This window comes from Pseudochelatococcus sp. B33, from assembly GCF_053570585.1.
In genome coordinates this window covers 226,634-242,602 of the sequence record NZ_JBSEFH010000001.1, presented here as the reverse complement: position 1 = coordinate 242,602, position 15,969 = coordinate 226,634, and the positions used below count along the sequence as shown (strand labels likewise).

At 68.2% G+C, this 15,969-nt stretch carries 14 protein-coding genes; 6 read left to right on the top strand and 8 right to left on the bottom strand.

Annotated features, from left to right (window positions below; translation table 11 throughout):
* Positions 1–67: 67 nt before the first annotated feature.
* Together ACUSIJ_RS01075 and ACUSIJ_RS01070 are read right to left on the bottom strand one after the other, a co-directional pair.
* Entirely contained in the window at positions 68–1,057 is a 990-nt protein-coding gene (locus tag ACUSIJ_RS01075) for a site-specific tyrosine recombinase XerD (protein WP_449306491.1), read from the bottom strand.
* 28 nt (positions 1,058–1,085) lie between these two features.
* Positions 1,086–1,229 (bottom strand): histidine kinase, encoded by a 144-nt coding sequence (locus tag ACUSIJ_RS01070; protein WP_449306490.1) that lies wholly within the window; start codon positions 1,227–1,229, stop codon positions 1,086–1,088.
* 260 nt (positions 1,230–1,489) lie between these two features.
* Between ACUSIJ_RS01070 and ACUSIJ_RS01065 the strand changes: the two genes are divergently transcribed.
* The 6 genes from ACUSIJ_RS01065 to ACUSIJ_RS01040 all read left to right on the top strand — a co-directional run bounded on the left by ACUSIJ_RS01065 (position 1,490) and on the right by ACUSIJ_RS01040 (position 7,138).
* A complete protein-coding gene (locus ACUSIJ_RS01065; protein WP_449306489.1) occupies positions 1,490–2,140 on the top strand; it encodes a shikimate kinase in 651 nt (216 codons plus the stop codon).
* A gap of 89 nt (positions 2,141–2,229) precedes the next feature.
* Positions 2,230–3,393 carry a 3-dehydroquinate synthase gene (gene aroB, locus ACUSIJ_RS01060; protein ID WP_449306488.1) on the top strand — a complete coding sequence of 388 codons (1,164 nt, stop codon included), beginning with the start codon at positions 2,230–2,232 and terminating at the stop codon, positions 3,391–3,393.
* A 38-nt stretch (positions 3,394–3,431) separates the two neighbouring features.
* Positions 3,432–5,912, top strand: a complete 2,481-nt coding sequence (locus tag ACUSIJ_RS01055; protein WP_449306487.1) for a DUF3772 domain-containing protein — start codon at positions 3,432–3,434, stop codon at positions 5,910–5,912.
* Positions 5,909–6,412 carry a CAP domain-containing protein gene (locus ACUSIJ_RS01050; RefSeq protein ID WP_449306486.1) on the top strand — a complete coding sequence of 168 codons (504 nt, stop codon included), beginning with the start codon at positions 5,909–5,911 and terminating at the stop codon, positions 6,410–6,412. The genes ACUSIJ_RS01055 and ACUSIJ_RS01050 overlap by 4 nt, the downstream gene beginning before the upstream one ends.
* A 58-nt stretch (positions 6,413–6,470) precedes the next feature.
* Positions 6,471–6,713, top strand: a complete 243-nt coding sequence (locus tag ACUSIJ_RS01045) for a type II toxin-antitoxin system VapB family antitoxin (RefSeq protein WP_449306485.1) — start codon at positions 6,471–6,473, stop codon at positions 6,711–6,713.
* Positions 6,710–7,138: a type II toxin-antitoxin system VapC family toxin gene (locus ACUSIJ_RS01040; RefSeq protein ID WP_449306670.1), complete on the top strand. Its 429-nt coding sequence runs from the start codon at positions 6,710–6,712 to the stop codon at positions 7,136–7,138. Before ACUSIJ_RS01045 ends, ACUSIJ_RS01040 begins: the two co-directional genes overlap by 4 nt.
* A gap of 22 nt (positions 7,139–7,160) precedes the next feature.
* On the opposite strand, the gene ACUSIJ_RS01035 is transcribed toward ACUSIJ_RS01040, so the two are convergent.
* From ACUSIJ_RS01035 to purB, 6 genes are all read right to left on the bottom strand, one after another.
* A complete protein-coding gene (locus ACUSIJ_RS01035; protein WP_449306484.1) occupies positions 7,161–8,768 on the bottom strand; it encodes a peptide chain release factor 3 in 1,608 nt (535 codons plus the stop codon).
* A 92-nt stretch (positions 8,769–8,860) separates the two neighbouring features.
* Complete coding sequence (locus ACUSIJ_RS01030) at positions 8,861–10,060, bottom strand: lytic murein transglycosylase (RefSeq protein ID WP_449306483.1); 1,200 nt, start codon at positions 10,058–10,060, stop codon at positions 8,861–8,863.
* A 48-nt stretch (positions 10,061–10,108) separates the two neighbouring features.
* The gene (locus ACUSIJ_RS01025) at positions 10,109–11,326 is read right to left on the bottom strand and encodes an MFS transporter (protein ID WP_449306481.1); all 1,218 of its coding nucleotides are present in this window, start codon (positions 11,324–11,326) and stop codon (positions 10,109–10,111) included.
* Between the two features lie 112 nt (positions 11,327–11,438).
* Positions 11,439–13,865, bottom strand: coding sequence for a DNA topoisomerase (ATP-hydrolyzing) subunit B (gyrB, locus tag ACUSIJ_RS01020; protein ID WP_449306480.1), 2,427 nt, complete (start codon positions 13,863–13,865; stop codon positions 11,439–11,441).
* A gap of 173 nt (positions 13,866–14,038) precedes the next feature.
* Positions 14,039–14,593: an RBBP9/YdeN family alpha/beta hydrolase gene (locus ACUSIJ_RS01015; protein ID WP_449306479.1), complete on the bottom strand. Its 555-nt coding sequence runs from the start codon at positions 14,591–14,593 to the stop codon at positions 14,039–14,041.
* 9 nt (positions 14,594–14,602) lie between these two features.
* A complete protein-coding gene (gene purB / locus ACUSIJ_RS01010) occupies positions 14,603–15,916 on the bottom strand; it encodes an adenylosuccinate lyase (RefSeq protein WP_449306478.1) in 1,314 nt (437 codons plus the stop codon).
* Positions 15,917–15,969 lie beyond the last annotated feature (53 nt).

Sequence of the window (15,969 nt, the reverse complement as noted above, 5' to 3'; positions counted from 1 at the left end):
CCGATGATCCGTAGCATCGCATGCCGGCGGGACCGTGCGCAATATCGACGGGGGGAGATAGCGTCAGCTATGCATTTTCCGGCCGGGCATCGCCGGCGCGGCCGTCGGCCAGCGGGTGCAGGTCGCGCACCATCTCCTTCATGCGTTCGTCGAGCACGTGGGTGTAGATCTGGGTGGTGGCGATGTCGGCATGGCCGAGCAGCTCCTGCACCACCCGGAGATCGGCGCCGTTGTGGAGCAGATGGCTGGCGAAGGCGTGGCGCAGCACGTGCGGGCTGATGCGCCCCGGCGCGATGCCGGCGTTCACGGCAAGCTCCTTGAGATCGCGCGCGAATGCCTGCCGGGTGATATGGCCCGAGGCGCTGTCGGCGTGAAACAGCCACGGCGAGCGCGCCGCCTCGAGCGGGCCGCTCTCGCGCAGGGCGAGAAAGGCGCGGGCCGCGTCGCGGGCGGCGTCGGTGAGCGGCACGAGACGTTCCTTGCCGCCCTTGCCGCGCACGATCAGGAAGCGCTCGCGGGTGCGCGCCGCCGAGACCGGCAGCGAGATGAGCTCGGACACCCTGAGGCCGGTGGCGTAGAGCGTCTCCAGCAGGCAGGCCATGCGGGCGCGGATCAGGCGCTTCGCCAGTGGCAGGTTTTCGTTGTCGACGCCCGCGTGCGCCTGCGCCAGCAGGTTGTCGACCTCGGCGATGGACAGCACCTTGGGCAGGGCCTGCCCGCGCCGCGGCCCCTCGATGGCCGCTGCCGGATCGGTGCGGCAATGCCCCTCCGTATAGAGAAAGCGGTGGAACTGGCGCACCGCCGACAGTTTTCGCGCCGCCGAGGTCGCCTTGAGCCCGCGTTCGTCGAGATCGACGAGGAAGGCGCGGATGGAATCGGACGTGGCCTCGTCCGGCGTCTTGCGCAGCGCGCGCAGGAAGCCGGTATAGTCGGCAAGGTCGCGACGATAGGCATCGAGCGTGTTGCGCGACGCGCCGCGTTCGGAGGCCAGCATGTCGAGATAGAGCGCCATCGCATCGTCGGCGGAGAGACTGGCGGGGGAGAGGGGCATCGGCATGGGGGTTATCCGGCGCGGCGGGGATGTATCAGGGCTGGAGACGGTCGGCCGGAATGGTGACCGTGATTTCGCGGCTCTCGGGCGGCAGGAAGGTGACGATGGCGAGCATGCCGGCGTAGCCGAGGCCGGCGAGAATGCCCAGGATGATCAGCAGGCGAAAAAGCGTCGGCATAGGTTCTCCGGCAGCATGAGTCTTCCAGCGGCATGAGTCTTTCAGCGGCTCGCGTTCTCTGACGGCTCGGGTGCTCCCGCTCCGGCGCCGCCGGTCCCTGTCCGGGGCGTTTGCGCCTCCCTGGAGGCAGACCTTTCGCCCGGACGGTATCACCGGCCCGGGGCGATGACTGACATTTATCCCATGATAGTAAACGGCATATGATCGACAAGCACGGGCATCTGTCGCATGTTGCTGGCTTGGGATCGGCGGGGAAAGGCATGCAGGAGGAACGACCGGTGGGGGCGGATGATGGCGGCGATGCGAATGCCGCCGGCATCGGTGGTGTCGGCGGCAACGGGGCTTCTCATCCCGCGCAGGACGACCCGGCCGTGGTGGAACGGATCCTCTCCCGGCTGGGGCGGCGCACGATCAGCTTGATCGGCATGATGGGCGCGGGCAAGAGCACCATCGGCCGCCGGCTCGCCCAGCGCCTCAGCCTGCCGTTCGTCGACGCCGACAACGAGATCGAGGCCGCCGCGGGCATGGCCATTCCGGATATCTTCAGCGTGCACGGCGAGGCGCATTTCCGCGAGGGCGAGCGGCGGGTGATCGACCGTCTGCTGCATGAGGGGCCGCAGGTGCTCGCGACCGGCGGCGGCGCGTTCATGAATCCGCAGACGCGGGCGCGGATCGGCGAGGCCGGCGTGTCCGTGTGGCTGAAGGCCGACGTCGAGACCCTGCTGCGGCGCGTGCGCAAGCGCCCGACCCGCCCCCTGCTTCAGACCGAGGATCCGGAAGCGACGTTGCGGCGGCTGATGGATGAGCGCTACCCCGTCTACGCCCAGGCCGACCTGACGCTGGTGTCGCACGAGGCGCCGCACGATCTGATCGTTGACGAACTTGTGGCGCTTCTCGACGCCAACCTATAAAAGACAGGCCCAGCCAGCATTATGCGTGTCCGCGGACCATGGCTAGTTCAAGGATATGACCGTTTCCAGACCCTGATCGGAGCCTTTCCATGACCGCCGATTCCCCCGCTCCCGCTCATGCCGACACGGAGGCGGGACTCGTCACCGTTCCCGTGCGGCTCGGAGAACGCGCTTACGAGATTGTGATCGGCCGCGGCATCCTGGGCGAAGGCGCGCGCCGCGTGGCGGCGCTCGCGCCCGGCGGCGCCGTTGCCGTCGTCACCGACGAGACGGTGGGCAATCTGCACGGCGCGGCGGTGGTCTCGGCGCTCGAGGCTGCGGGGCTTCGGGTGGCGCGCGTCGCCGTGCCCCCGGGCGAGGGGTCGAAATCCTACGCCGAGTTCGCCCGCGTGTGCGATGAGCTGATCGCCGCCCGCATCGAGCGCGGCGATCTGGTGCTGGCGCTGGGCGGCGGCGTGGTGGGCGATCTCGCCGGGTTCGCCGCCGCCAGCCTGCGCCGGGGCGTGCGTTTCGTGCAATGGCCGACGACCCTGCTGGCCCAGGTCGATTCCTCCGTCGGCGGCAAGACGGGCATCAACTCGCCCCACGGCAAGAACCTCGTCGGCGCCTTCCATCAGCCCTCGCTCGTGGTGGCGGATCTCGCGCTGCTCGACACCCTGAGCGAGCGCGAATTCCGCGCCGGTTACGCCGAGGTGTTGAAATACGGCCTCATCGACGACAGGCCGTTCTTTGAATGGTGCGAGGCGAACGGGCCGGCGGTGTTCGAGGCCGGCGATGCCTGCGCCCATGCGGTGGCGACGAGCTGCGCTGCCAAGGCGGCCGTCGTGGCGCGCGACGAGCACGAGAACGGCGACCGGGCGCTGCTCAACCTCGGCCATACCTTCGGCCACGCGCTGGAGCGCGCGGTGGGCTACGACGGCGCGCGGCTGGTGCATGGCGAGGGGGTCGCCATCGGCATGGCGCTTGCCTTCCGCTTCTCGGCAAAGCTCGGCCTCGCATCCGGGCAGGACGCGGAACGCGTGGCGCGGCATCTGCGGTCCGTGGGCCTGCCGACGCGTCTGCAGGACGTGCCGGGCGACATCGGCGACGCGGACAGCCTGCTCGATGCCATGGCCCAGGACAAGAAGGTGCGCCGCGGCGCGCTGACCTTCATCCTGGCGCGCGGCATCGGCGAAAGCTTCATCGCCCGTGACGTGGCGCGCGATGACGTGCGCGCGTTCCTGCGGGACGAACTCGTTTCCGACGGTGCGTGATGGCGGGGGAGATGCGGAAATCGGTGCGGTTGTGGACCATGCCGGCAGCTGTGGCGGGCCTGCTGATGGTCGTCCTGCTCGCCGTCTGCATCGCGCCGGGTGCGGCGCGCAGCGACATCGCCGATGCGCCGCCCGCCGTCCATGGCGGCTCCGAATCGCGGCGGGCGCTGCAGCACGAGATTCTCAACAACGTGCGTTCGGAGCTGGACCAGCTCGAAGCCCGAATGGCCGCCGGCTCGTTGGCCGAGGAGCAGCTTTCCGAGCTGCGCGCCCGTGTCGTCGACACCAGCGGGAAGATCCGTGGCCTGATCGCCGAACTGTCGCCGCGCGCCGCGGCGCTGAACGCGCAACTGGCGCAACTGGGGCCGCGCCCGGCGGAGGGCGAGCCGCCGGAGGCGGAAGCCACCGCCCACGAGCGCGAGGACCGCACACGTGCGTTGGCGGAGCTGCAGGCCACCATCAATCTCGCCGAGGCCACGCTGGTGCGGGCGACCCAGGTCGCGACGGCCATCAACGACCAGCGCCGAGAGGCTTTCGCCAACGAGGTTTTCGCGCACACCTACAGCCTGCTGTCGCCCCGGCTGTGGGTGGACGCGGCCGCCGGCCTGCCCGAGAGCCTTGCGAACGGCCGGCGGATATTCGGTGAATGGCTGGTGAAGGCCAAGGAGCGCGCCAGGGACGGCGTGGCCTGGACGTCGCTTTCGGGTTTGGTCGTGTGGGCGGGCCTGTCCTTCCTGCAGCGCCGGTTCCTGCCGCAGATGACGAACCGCTCGCGCGACGAGGCCGATCCGCCACGGTTGCGGCGGGCGCTGAAGGCGCTCAGCCTCATGGTGGGCGTGTCCCTGCCGATCATCCTGGCTTTCCTGGCGGTCTTCGCCGGGCTCGACGCCCAGGGGCTGACCGAAGGGCGCATGGAGGTGGTGGTCGTCTGGCTGCTTTTCAGCGGCGGCTTCGTCGTCTTCATGCGCGCGCTGGCGCGGGCGTTGTTCGCGCCCAACGTGCCGCAGTGGCGCCTTTTCCCCATGGACGACGACACCGCCCGGCACCTCTATCGCTCGAGCGTGAGGCTGACGCTGGTCATTCTGGCCGGGGAGCTCGCGCAGGTGGTCGTGGGGGCGATCGACGCCAGTCTGGCGCTGGTGGCGCTGGTCGAGGGACTGTCGACGCTTGCGGTCGCTCTGGTGATGTTCTGGTCGTTGCAGGGGCTGCGCCGTCGCGTCAGGCCGGTCGAGGACGATTTCGGTCCCTATGTGTCGGCGGATCCGCAGGTGTGGACGCTCGTGCGCGTCGCGGCCTGGCTCGCGACGCTCGTCATCATCGCCGCCGTGCTGACGGGCTTCATCGCCTTCGCCGCGTTCCTCGTTGACCAGATGGTGTGGTACGCGTCGGTCATCGGCCTGTTGTTCATCGTCGCGACCCTGGTCGACGAGATCGCGATCGAGATGCCCAAGCGCAACACGCGCGTGTCGCTCGTGTTGCAGACCAGCGTCGGCCTGAGGCGGCGGACGCTGGAGCAGATCGGCATTCTCTTCGCCGGCGTCGCCAAGCTGCTGCTGTTCGCGATCGGCGTTCTGCTGATCCTGGCGCCGTGGGGGCTTGAGTCGAACGATGTGTTCTCGTTGTCATTGTTCAACTTCATCCAGAACGGGTTTTCCATCGGCGAGGTGCGCCTGTCGCCGGTCGCGCTGCTGAGCGCGGTGTTCACCTTCGCCGTCACGCTGGCCATCGGCCGCATGATCCAGGGCTGGCTCTCGACGCGTTTTCTGCCGGCAACCGGCATGGACCCCGGCATCCGCAACTCGATCGCGACCGGCGTCGGCTATCTCGCCTTCTTCCTCGCCGCGGGGCTCGCCAGCGCCAGCCTCGGCCTCGGCCTGGAGCGGCTGACGATCGTCGCGGGCGCGCTGTCGGTCGGTATCGGTTTCGGCCTGCAATCCATCGTCAACAACTTCGTCTCGGGCCTCATTCTGCTGTGGGAGCGGCCGATCAAGGTGGGCGACTGGGTGGTGGTGGGGCAGGACGAAGGCTACGTGAAGCGCATCAACGTGCGCGCGACGGAGATCGAGACCTTCGACCGGGCGGCGGTGATCGTGCCCAATTCCAGCCTCGTCTCGGGCACGGTGGTGAACTGGCTGCATCGCGACAGGATAGGCCGGGTGATCATATCCGTCGGGGTGAGCTACAGGGCCGATCCCGACGAGGTGCGGGAGATGATGCTGAAATGCGCGAAAGACCACCCGCAGGTGCTGGAAACGCCGGCGCCGCTGGTGCTGCTGCGCGCCTTCGAGCCCGCCATGCTGCGCTTCGAGCTGCGCTGCTTCATCGGCAATGTGGAGAGCAGGCTGTCGGTGTCGAGCGAGCTCAGCTTCGCCGTGCTGCGCGCGCTGCGCGACAAGGATCTCGTGCCCGTGCGGCCCATGGCGCTGGAGGAGTGGGCTTCGGGCAGGAGTACGACGGTGGGCGGGGACGCGCTCCACAGCCACCAGTTGCATCAGGGCAATGACGGGACGACACCATGACGATAGCGGGATTGTTTTCGGCCAAGGCCGCGGCCACGGTCTGCCTGCTGCTGGGCCTCGGCGGCTGCTCGACGCCACCCGCGACGGGTGTGGCGCCCTTCTACCGCACGCTCGACCACGCCGGCGCGGTGGTCGACGCCGATGCCGCGGCGGAAGTGCTGTCGGCCTATCGCCGCAACCACGGGCTCGGGCCGGTGCGCTTCGACCCCGCGCTCGCCGGTGAAGCCTCGGCGAGCGCGACGGCAGCGGCGCGCGCCGACAGGCCCGCATCCGCCGACGCGCTCAAGCGCCGCCTCGCGGGGCAGGGGGTGCGCGAGCCGGGCGCGAACCTGTCGGCCGGATACCGGACGCTGGCCGAGGCGTTTTCCGGCTGGCGCGAGTCGCCGCAGCACAACCGGGTGCTGCTGCAACAATCCGCCACCCGCTTCGGCATCGCCACGGCCTACGCGCCGGGGTCGAAATACAAGGTGTACTGGGCGCTGGTGATGGCGGGGGATTGAAGGCGGACTCGTCATGATATCTCCTTCGTGATATATGAATATCCAAAGGAGATATCTCATGGCGCTGTTCATTCGCGATCCTGAGGTCGATGCGCTCGCGGAAGAGGTCCGCAAGCTTACCAAGGCGAAAACCAAGACGGAGGCCGTTCGCCGCGCATTGCAGGCGCAGCTCGCCGAGGCGCGCCGTGCACAGCCGTTGCGGGAACGCCTCGATCGCGCCATCGCGCTCGCCGATGCGATGGGGCCGGGCGATCCCAACTTCGATATGAAGGCCTACATGGATGAGATGTGGGGCTGCTGATGTTTGTGGACGCGTCCGTCATCGTCGCCATCCTCTGGCGCGAGCCGGGTTACGAGGAGATCAGAAAACGCCTGGAGGACGCCGACGGGCCTTTTTTCATCTCGCCGCTGGTCAGATTTGAGGCTGTCGTTGCCCTTGCGCGACAGAAGGCCGGTGAGGTAGGGGCTGTGAAGCGGATCCCGCAGTTTTTGTTGCAGGCGCAGGCGGCTGTAGACGAATTTGTCGCAGCGATTGATGCCGAGGAAGTAGCGCTCTCGGCCTCAATCGGCAGACGGGCGATTGAGGCAAGCGCGGCCTATGGCAAGAGTATCGGACATGCCGCCAGCCTCAATCTCGGCGACTGCTTCGCCTACGCCTGTGCCAAAGAGTTGAAGGTCGCCTTGCTCTACAAGGGCAACGATTTCGCCCACACCGATCTGGCGTGAGCGACAGCCGCATCCACGGACCTCACGTCCGCTCCACCTGATAATCCTTGATGTCCGTAAACCGGATCTCCGGCCACCGCTCCACCTCGTAGTTGAGGGAGAAGGCTGTGGAGGCCATGAACACCGGCGCGCCGTCGAGGTCGACCGCGAGCGCCGAGCCGTTGGCGTTCATGAACTTGTCCAGCTCCCGCCGGTCGTCGCTGTCGACCCAGCGGCACACCGAAAAGCGCGTCGTCTCATAGTCGATCGGCAGGCCGTATTCGCCCATGAGCCGGGTTTTCAGCACGTCGAGCTGCAGCGCGCCGACGACGCCCACGATCGGGGCCGAGCCGTCCTGCGGGATGAAGAGCTGCACCACGCCTTCCTCTGCCATCTGCTGCAGGGCCTCGCGCAGCTTCTTGGCTTTCATGGCGTCGGTGAGCTTGATGCGGCGCATGATCTCCGGCGCGAAGCTCGGCACGCCGCGGAACACGATGTCCTCGCCCTCGGTCAGGGTGTCGCCGATGCGCAGCGTGCCGTGGTTCGGGATGCCGACGACGTCGCCGGCATAGGCCTCGTCGGCGATGGCGCGGTCCTGGGCGAAGAAGAACTGCGGGGCGGACAGGCTCATGGGCTTGCCGGTGCGAACGAGCTTCGCCTTCATGCCGCGCGACAGCTTGCCGGAGCAGATGCGCATGAAGGCGATGCGGTCGCGGTGGTTCGGGTCCATGTTCGCCTGGATCTTGAACACGAAGCCGGTCATCTTCGGCTCGTCCGCCCGCACGGTGCGGGTCTGCGCCTCATGCTCGCGCGGCGGGGGCGCGAACCGGCCCATGGCGTCGATGAGGTCCTTCACGCCGAAGTTGCGCAGCGCGCTGCCGAAGAACACCGGCGTCAGGTGTCCCTCGCGGAAGGCGGCGAGGTCGAACGGCCGGCAGCCCTCGCGGGCGAGCTCGATCTCCTCCAGCCACGCGTCGCGCTCGTATTCCGGCACGAGGGCCAGAACCGTCGGGTCGTCCGGGCCGTCGACCGCGATGGCGGGGCCGTCCCTGTCGATCTGGCGCACCGTGTTCTCGGCGAGATTGTAGGTGCCGGCGAAGGACTTGCCGCGGCTGATCGGCCAGTTGATCGGCGCGGTGTCGAGCGCCAGCGTCTTCTCGATTTCGTCGAGCAGGTCGAACGGGTCGCGAATCTCGCGGTCGAGCTTGTTGATGAATGTGACGATCGGGATGTCGCGCAGCCGGCACACCTCGAACAGTTTGCGCGTGCGCGCCTCGATGCCCCTGGCGGCGTCGATCACCATCACCGCCGAATCGACGGCGGTCAGCGTGCGGTAGGTGTCTTCCGAAAAGTCCTCGTGGCCCGGCGTGTCGAGCAGGTTGAAGACGTAGCCGCCGTATTCGAACGTCATCACCGAGGTGACGACCGAGATGCCGCGTTCGCGCTCGATCCCCATCCAGTCCGAGCGGGTCTGGACACGGTTCTTCTTGGCCTTGACCTCGCCGGCAAGCTGGATCGCGCCGCCGAAAAGCAGGATCTTTTCGGTCAGCGTGGTCTTGCCGGCGTCGGGGTGCGAGATGATGGCGAAGGTCCGGCGGCGGGCCTGCGGGGTCCGAACCTGCTGAGTTTCTGTGTCGGTCATTGCATGCATGAAAATTGGCGAAGGCCGCTTGTCGCGCGAAACGGCGCGTAATGCAAGGGCCTGTCGGGTGCCTTGGCCGCGAGTTGCCTGGGCCGCCGGCCCTATCCGCCGCGCAGCCTCGCGAGCAGCGCGGCCGTGGGGTAGCCGTCGGCGGGCAGGCCGTATTTGAGCTGCGCCGCGCGCGTCGCCAACCGCGTGTCCGCGCCGATGATGCCGTCGACCTTGCCGCCGCCGAAGCCGCGCGCGTTGAGCAGGCGCTGCACCTCGCTCACCTGTTTCGGCCCCAGATGGTCGACCTTGCCGCCGCGCCGCACCGGCGGGGCGCCGTCGAGGCGGTTGGCGAAATAGCCGACCGTGATCACGTAGATGAACGACTGGTTCCACTTCAGCAGCACATGGAAATTCGGATAGGCGAGGAAGGCGGGGCCGTCCTTGCCCATCGGCAGCAGCAGCGAGGACGACAGGCCGTCGGCGGGCAGGGGAGAGCCGTTGGCCCGGGTCACGCCGAGGCTTGCCCAGCGCGAGCGCGGCTGCGCGCGGTCGAGGCCCGTCTGCTCCCACGGCAGTTGCGCGGGCACGCGCACCTCCTCCAGCCACGGCTGCCCGCGCCGCCAGCCGAGTTTTGCCAGGTAATTGCCGGCGGAGCCGAGCGCGTCGGCGGTGTCGCGGATGAGGTCGCGCCTGCCGTTGCCGTTGAAATCGACTGCGTAGCGCAGGTAGTCCGAGGGCATGAACTGCACCTGCCCGACCTCGCCGGCCCATGCGCCGACGAACTGGGAGGGCGCGAGATCGCCGCGCTCGATAAGGCGCAGTGCATCGATGAGCTGCGGGCGGAAAAGCTGCGGCCGGCGGCAATCGTAGGCCAGGGTGGCGAGCGACCGCAGCGCCGGAAACTTGCCGTTGTTGGCGCCGAAATCCGTTTCCAGCCCCCAGAAGGCGGCGATGATGGAAGCGGGAACGCCGTATTGCGCCTCGACCTGGCCGAATGTGTTGCGATGGGCGCCGATCTGCCTGCGGCCCTGCTGGAGCCGGCCGCTCGACACCATGCGGTCGGAGAACTGCAGGAAGCTCTGGCCGAACACGCCCTGGCCGCGGTCGCGCTTGACGATACCCGGATCGTAGGTCAGGCCGTCGAGCCCGGCGGAGACGGCGGCGGGCGAGATGCCGGCCGCGAGCGCTTCCTTGCGCACACCCTGCAGCCAGGATCCGAAACCGGCCCCACCCTGGCAGGCGGCGTCTGCCGCGCCGGCGAACATGGTCAGCGAAACTGCGACGGCCGCCGCAAATAGATTGCCACGCATGCGTCTCTCCTTCCAGTTGCAGGGAGTTTGGCAGATGCTGGATGAGCGTCAAGAGCGAACGGCGAACAATCGTGGCCCGAGCAGATGAATGGCGAGGCCGAGGAGAGCAAGCCCCGTGCCCGCCAGCGACACGCCCGCCCAGCCGCCATGCCGCCAGGCCAGCGTGCCGATGAACGAGCCCGACGTGCCGCCGATGAAATAGGCGGTCATGAAGATGGTGTTGATCCGGCTGCGGGCATTCGGCTGGAGCGCGAAAATGCGCGTCTGGCTTGCGATCTGCACCCCCTGCAACGCGATGTCGAGCACGATGACGCCGGCGACGAGGCCCAGAATGACATGTCCGCTCGCGCCGAACAGCAGGAAGGAGGCCACCAGCAGCGCCACCGCCGCGCCGACGATGGCGCGCGGTGCGAAACGGTCGGCGAGGCGCCCGGCAACGGTCGCGGTAAGCGCTCCGGCGAGGCCGATGAGGCCGAACAGTCCGGCCACCGTCGGGCCGTAGCCGAGTTCCGGGCTGGCGAGATGGGGCGTGAGCGTCGCCCAGAACACGTTGAACGTGGCAAAGGCGAAGGCGGCGACGATCGTCGCCTCGCGCAGCACCGGCTCCGCCCGCCACAGCGGCAGCAGCGAGCGCAGCAGCGCGCCGTAGCCGAGCGAGGACGTCGCCGCCAGTTTCGGGAAGGTGAGGCGCGCGAGCCCCGCGACCAGCACCATGATCATGGCCGCAATCAGGAACATCGCCCGCCATCCGGCATGTTCGGCCACGAAGCCCGCCAGCGCCCGCGCGCCCAGGATGCCGGTCAGCAGTCCCGCCATGAGAATGCCGATGACGCTGCCGCGCCTGTCGGGCGCGCTGAGCGCGGCGGCGAGGGGAATGGTGTATTGCGCCACGATCGAGAACATGCCGACGAAGAAGCTCGACACCAGCAGCAGCGGAAACGTCGGCGCCAGGCTCGCCGCCAGCAGCGCCAGGACCAGCAGCCCGGTCACACGCAGGATGAGGCCGCGCCGCTCGAAACGGTCGCCGAGCGGCGCCAGCAGCGCGACGCCGACGGTGTAGCCCGCCTGCGTTGCAGTGGTGATGAAGCCGGCGGAATCCGTCGACGCGCCGAGGTCGAGCGCCATCAGCACCATCATCGGCTGGTTGTAGTAATTGTTGGCCACCGCAAAGCCGCAGACCGCCGCCATGGCGAGCACCGTGCCGAGGCCGAAGGCGCGCGGCGCAGGCTCGGCAGTCCCGGGTGAGGACGTGCGGACGGAGGTCATAATCAAATTCTCATGCCAACGGAGTCGGCGATGGCCGCCGCGCGCGGAGGGTGCCGTCAGACGCTCGAGCGTGCAAGAGCGCTTCATACATGGCGCGGCTGCGCTGGCGGCATCACACGTCCAGATTGGCCACGTTCAGCGCGTTGTCCTGGATGAACTCGCGGCGCGGCTCCACGGTGTCGCCCATCAGCTTGACGAAGATGTCGTCGGCCGCCGCCACCTCGCGGATGCGCACCTGCAGCAGCGAGCGGTTGTCGCGGTCGAGCGTCGTCTCCCACAGCTGATCCGGGTTCATCTCGCCCAGGCCCTTGTAGCGCTGCATCTGCAGGCCCTTGCGGCCGGAGGTCGTGACGCTCTCGAACAGCGACACGGGGCCGGTGACCGGCAGGGTCTCGCCCTTGCGGATGAGGCTTGCGGGCTTGCCGTAGGCGTCCTGCAGGTGGGGGGCGAGTTCGTCGAGACGGCGGGCGTCGGCGGATTCGAGCAGGGCGGTGTCGAGCACCGCGACCTGCTTGACGCCGCGCACCAGACGCGACAGCACGAAGCCGCCCTCCGCCACGCGCCCTTCCCAGCCGCGCTCGGTCTCGTCGGAGATGGCATCGAGCCGCCTGGCGATGTAGTCGGCCGTGGCCTGTGCGTGTTGCGGATCGTCGGCGATCTGCGGACGCAGCGCGCCCGCGATGGCCGCCTGCTCGACCACCGCCCGGTTGTAGCGCGTGTGCAGATGGTCGAGGACGTGGCGCACCACGCGGGCCTCCTCGACCAGCGTGCGCAGGTCCGCGCCCGCCCGTTCCTCGCCGCTCGCTACCTTGAGCACCGCGCCCTCGGTGCCGGCCTCGATCAGGTAGTCCTCCAGCGCCCGCTCGTCCTTGAGGTACTGCTGCGACTTGCCGCGCGCCACCTTGTAGAGCGGCGGCTGGGCGATGAAGATATGGCCGCCCTCGATCAGCTCCGGCATCTGGCGGAAGAAGAAGGTGAGCAGCAGGGTGCGGATGTGGCTGCCGTCCACATCGGCGTCGGTCATGATGATGATCTTGTGGTAGCGCAGCTTCTCCGGCTTGAAGTCATCGCGCCCGATGCCGGTGCCCAGCGCCGTGATCAGCGTGCCGATTTCCTGGCTCGACAGCATCTTGTCGAAGCGCGCCCGCTCCACGTTGAGGATTTTGCCGCGCAGCGGCAGAACCGCCTGATATTCCCTGTTCCTGCCCTGCTTCGCCGAGCCGCCGGCCGAGTCGCCCTCGACGAGGAAGAGTTCCGACTTCGCCGGATCGCGCTCCTGACAATCGGCGAGCTTGCCGGGGAGCGAGGCCACGTCGAGCGCACCCTTGCGGCGGGTGAGCTCGCGCGCCCGCCGCGCCGCCTCGCGCGCCGCCGCCGCCTCCACCACCTTGCCGACGACGGCCTTCGCCTCGGCCGGGTTTTCCTCGAACCACGCCGCCAGCGTCTCGTTGAGCACGCTCTCGACCACCGGGCGCACTTCGGACGACACGAGCTTGTCCTTGGTCTGGGACGAGAACTTGGGGTCCGGCACCTTCACCGAGATGACGGCGGTCAGCCCCTCGCGGCAGTCGTCGCCGGTGAGGGAGACCTTCTCCTTCTTGGCGATGCCGGACGTTTCCGCATAGCCGTTCACCTGCCGGGTGAGGGCGGCGCGGAAGCCGGCCAGATGCGTGCCGCCGTCGCGCTGGGGGATGTTGTTGGTGAAGGGCAGCACGCTCTCGTGGTAGCTGTTGTTCCACCACAGCGCCACCTCGACGGTGATGCCGTCGCGCTCGCCGCGCACCACGATGGGCCGGGCGATCAGCGCCTGCTTGGCGCGGTCGATGTAGCGCACGAACTCCTCGATGCCGCCCTCGTAGAACAGTTCCTCGACCTTGCGTTCGGCCGAGCGGTTGTCGGTGAGCGTGATGCGCACGCCGGAGTTGAGGAAGGCGAGCTCGCGCAGCCGGTGTTCCAGCGTGGCGTAGTCGAACTCCGTCAGCGAAAAGGTTTCGGAGCTCGGCAGGAAGGTGACCTCCGTGCCGCGCTTGCCCTGCGCGTCGCCGACGACGGCGAGCGGCGCCTGCGCCTCGCCGTGGCGGAATTCCAGGAAATGCTCGCGCCCGCCGCGCCAGATGCGCAGCTTGAGCCAGGACGACAGCGCGTTGACGACCGACACGCCCACGCCGTGCAGGCCGCCGGAAACCTTGTAGGAGTTCTGGTCGAACTTGCCGCCCGCATGCAGCTGGGTCATGATCACCTCCGCCGCCGACACGCCCTCGCCGGGGTGGATGTCGGTGGGGATGCCGCGGCCGTTGTCCGTGACCGTGCACGAGCCGTCGGCGTTGAGCGTGACGGTCACGGCGGTGGCGTGGCCGGCGAGCGCCTCGTCGATGGCGTTGTCGACCACCTCATAGACCATGTGATGCAGGCCCGAGCCGTCGTCGGTGTCGCCGATGTACATGCCCGGACGCTTGCGCACGGCGTCCAACCCTTTCAGCACCTTGATGGAATCGGCGCCGTATTCGTCGGGAAGAAGCTCGCGGGCGGGTTCGGACATTACGCTTCCTTAAAGTACATGCGGGGGGCACTCGGGCCGGGAACGAACAGGCGACGGCATGCCGCCGAATCGCTATTCCAATGTAATGATTGGTGGGCAAAAAAGCACGCCCGGAGAACCGATTAATCGGTCGTCAGGCCGGGTGTCGCTCATCTGGCGGTGGATGACGCCGCTCACCCGAGGCGTCCGAGAAAATGCCCCAGCCGCATCAGGCCCTCGGGCCACGGGCCATGACCCGAGGCGGCGTTGATGTGGCCGCTCTCGCCCGCGTCGACCAGCGCCGCGCCCCAGTCGAGCGCGATGGCCTGCGCCCGCTCGAAGCTGCAATGGGGATCGTTGCGGCTCGCGACCAGCAGCGACGGGAAGGGCAGGGGATCGGTCGGCGCCGGCGCGAACAGGGCGACCGCCGGCGGCTGGCCGTCCGTCTTCTCCGGGTCGGGCACCGCGACCAGGAAGCTGCCGATGACCCTGCCCGGCGGCAGCAGCGGCGCGGCGCGCACCACCGTCAGCACGCCCAGGCTGTGCGCCACCAGCACGACAGGCCGCGTCGCGGCCTCGACCCGCTCGCGCAGCCTCCCGGCCCATGCGTCGGGATCGGGCCGGGACCAGTCGGCCTGCACGACGCGCGAGGCGGACACGAGACGGCTCTCCCAGCGCGACTGCCAGTGCTCCTCGTCCGAGTTGTGGAGGCCCGGGACAATGAGGACGTCACATTCGGAGATGCGCATCGGCTTCCCTCAAGGCTCAGCCTTTCCGAACACGCGCTCGAAGATGGTATCGACGTGCTTGAGGTGATAGCCGAGATCGAAGTTCTCCTCGATTTCGGCCTCCGTCAGCGCGGCGCGAACATCCTTGTCGTTCTTGAGCAAACTCAAAAAATCCCCTTCGCCGCGCCATACGGGCATGGCGTTGCGCTGCACGAACCGGTAGGCGTCCTCGCGCGAAACGCCTTTCTGCGTCAGCGCAAGCAGCACCCTTTGAGAATGCACGAGCCCGCCGAGCTTGTCCAGATTGGCCCGCATGTTCTCCGGGTAGACCACCAGCTTGTCGATGACGTTCGCGAGCCTGGCCAGCGCGAAGTCGAGCGTTACCGTGGCGTCGGGGCCGATCATGCGCTCGACCGAGGAATGGGAGATGTCGCGCTCGTGCCACAGCGCCACGTTCTCCAGCGCCGGCAGGGCGTAGGCGCGCACCATGCGGGCAAGGCCGGTGAGGTTTTCGGTCAGCACCGGGTTGCGCTTGTGGGGCATGGCGGACGAGCCCTTCTGCCCCTCGGAGAAGAACTCCTCCGCCTCGTAGACCTCGCTGCGCTGCAGGTGGCGGATCTCCGTCGCCAGCCGCTCGATGGACGAGGCAATGACCGCGAGCGTCGAGAAATAGGCCGCGTGCCGGTCGCGCGGGATGACCTGCGTCGACACCGGCTCCACCGCGAGGCCGAGCTTCTCGGCGACATAGGTTTCCACCGAGGGATCGATGTTGGCGAAGGTGCCGACCGCCCCCGAGATGGCGCAGGTGGCGATCTCCCTGCGCGCGTTCACCAGCCGCTCGCGGTTGCGCGCGAATTCGGCATAGGCCTGCGCCAGCTTGAGGCCGAACGTCACCGGTTCGGCGTGGATGCCGTGCGAGCGGCCGATGGTGGGCGTGAGCTTGTGCTCGAACGCCCGGCGCCTCAAGGCCGCGAGCAGCGCGTCGATGTCGGCGATGAGGATGTCGCTGGCGCGCGCGAGCTGCACGTTGAGGCAGGTGTCGAGCACGTCCGACGAGGTCATGCCCTGATGCACGAAGCGCGCCTCGGGGCCGACGATCTCGGCGAGATGCGTCAGGAAGGCGATGACGTCGTGCTTGACCTCGCGCTCGATCGCATCGATGCGCTCCACGTCGAAGGTGGCCTTGGAGCCCTTTTCCCAGACGATTTCAGCCGCCTCCCTCGGCACCACGCCGAGATTGGCGAGGGCGGTGGTGGCGTGCGCCTCGATCTCGAACCAGATGCGGAACTTCGTCTCCGGCGACCAGATGGCGACCATCTCGGGGCGGCTGTAGCGCGGGATCATCTCTTCAAACCTCTGTCACGTGTCATGTTAGAGCAGAATGCATTGAACACGAA

What these genes read in the sequence shown, in the direction of transcription:
- ACUSIJ_RS01075 (WP_449306491.1), bottom strand. Translation starts at nt 1,057, where the DNA reads ATGCCGATGCCCCTCTCCCCCGCCAGTCTCTCCGCCGACGATGCGATG.
- ACUSIJ_RS01070 (WP_449306490.1), bottom strand. Translation starts at nt 1,229, where the DNA reads ATGCCGACGCTTTTTCGCCTGCTGATCATCCTGGGCATTCTCGCCGGC.
- ACUSIJ_RS01065 (WP_449306489.1), top strand. Translation starts at nt 1,490, where the DNA reads ATGCAGGAGGAACGACCGGTGGGGGCGGATGATGGCGGCGATGCGAAT.
- aroB (WP_449306488.1), top strand. Translation starts at nt 2,230, where the DNA reads ATGACCGCCGATTCCCCCGCTCCCGCTCATGCCGACACGGAGGCGGGA.
- ACUSIJ_RS01055 (WP_449306487.1), top strand. Translation starts at nt 3,432, where the DNA reads ATGCCGGCAGCTGTGGCGGGCCTGCTGATGGTCGTCCTGCTCGCCGTC.
- ACUSIJ_RS01050 (WP_449306486.1), top strand. Translation starts at nt 5,909, where the DNA reads ATGACGATAGCGGGATTGTTTTCGGCCAAGGCCGCGGCCACGGTCTGC.
- ACUSIJ_RS01045 (WP_449306485.1), top strand. Translation starts at nt 6,471, where the DNA reads ATGGCGCTGTTCATTCGCGATCCTGAGGTCGATGCGCTCGCGGAAGAG.
- ACUSIJ_RS01035 (WP_449306484.1), bottom strand. Translation starts at nt 8,768, where the DNA reads ATGCATGCAATGACCGACACAGAAACTCAGCAGGTTCGGACCCCGCAG.
- ACUSIJ_RS01030 (WP_449306483.1), bottom strand. Translation starts at nt 10,060, where the DNA reads ATGCGTGGCAATCTATTTGCGGCGGCCGTCGCAGTTTCGCTGACCATG.
- ACUSIJ_RS01025 (WP_449306481.1), bottom strand. Translation starts at nt 11,326, where the DNA reads ATGACCTCCGTCCGCACGTCCTCACCCGGGACTGCCGAGCCTGCGCCG.
- gyrB (WP_449306480.1), bottom strand. Translation starts at nt 13,865, where the DNA reads ATGTCCGAACCCGCCCGCGAGCTTCTTCCCGACGAATACGGCGCCGAT.
- ACUSIJ_RS01015 (WP_449306479.1), bottom strand. Translation starts at nt 14,593, where the DNA reads ATGCGCATCTCCGAATGTGACGTCCTCATTGTCCCGGGCCTCCACAAC.
- purB (WP_449306478.1), bottom strand. Translation starts at nt 15,916, where the DNA reads ATGATCCCGCGCTACAGCCGCCCCGAGATGGTCGCCATCTGGTCGCCG.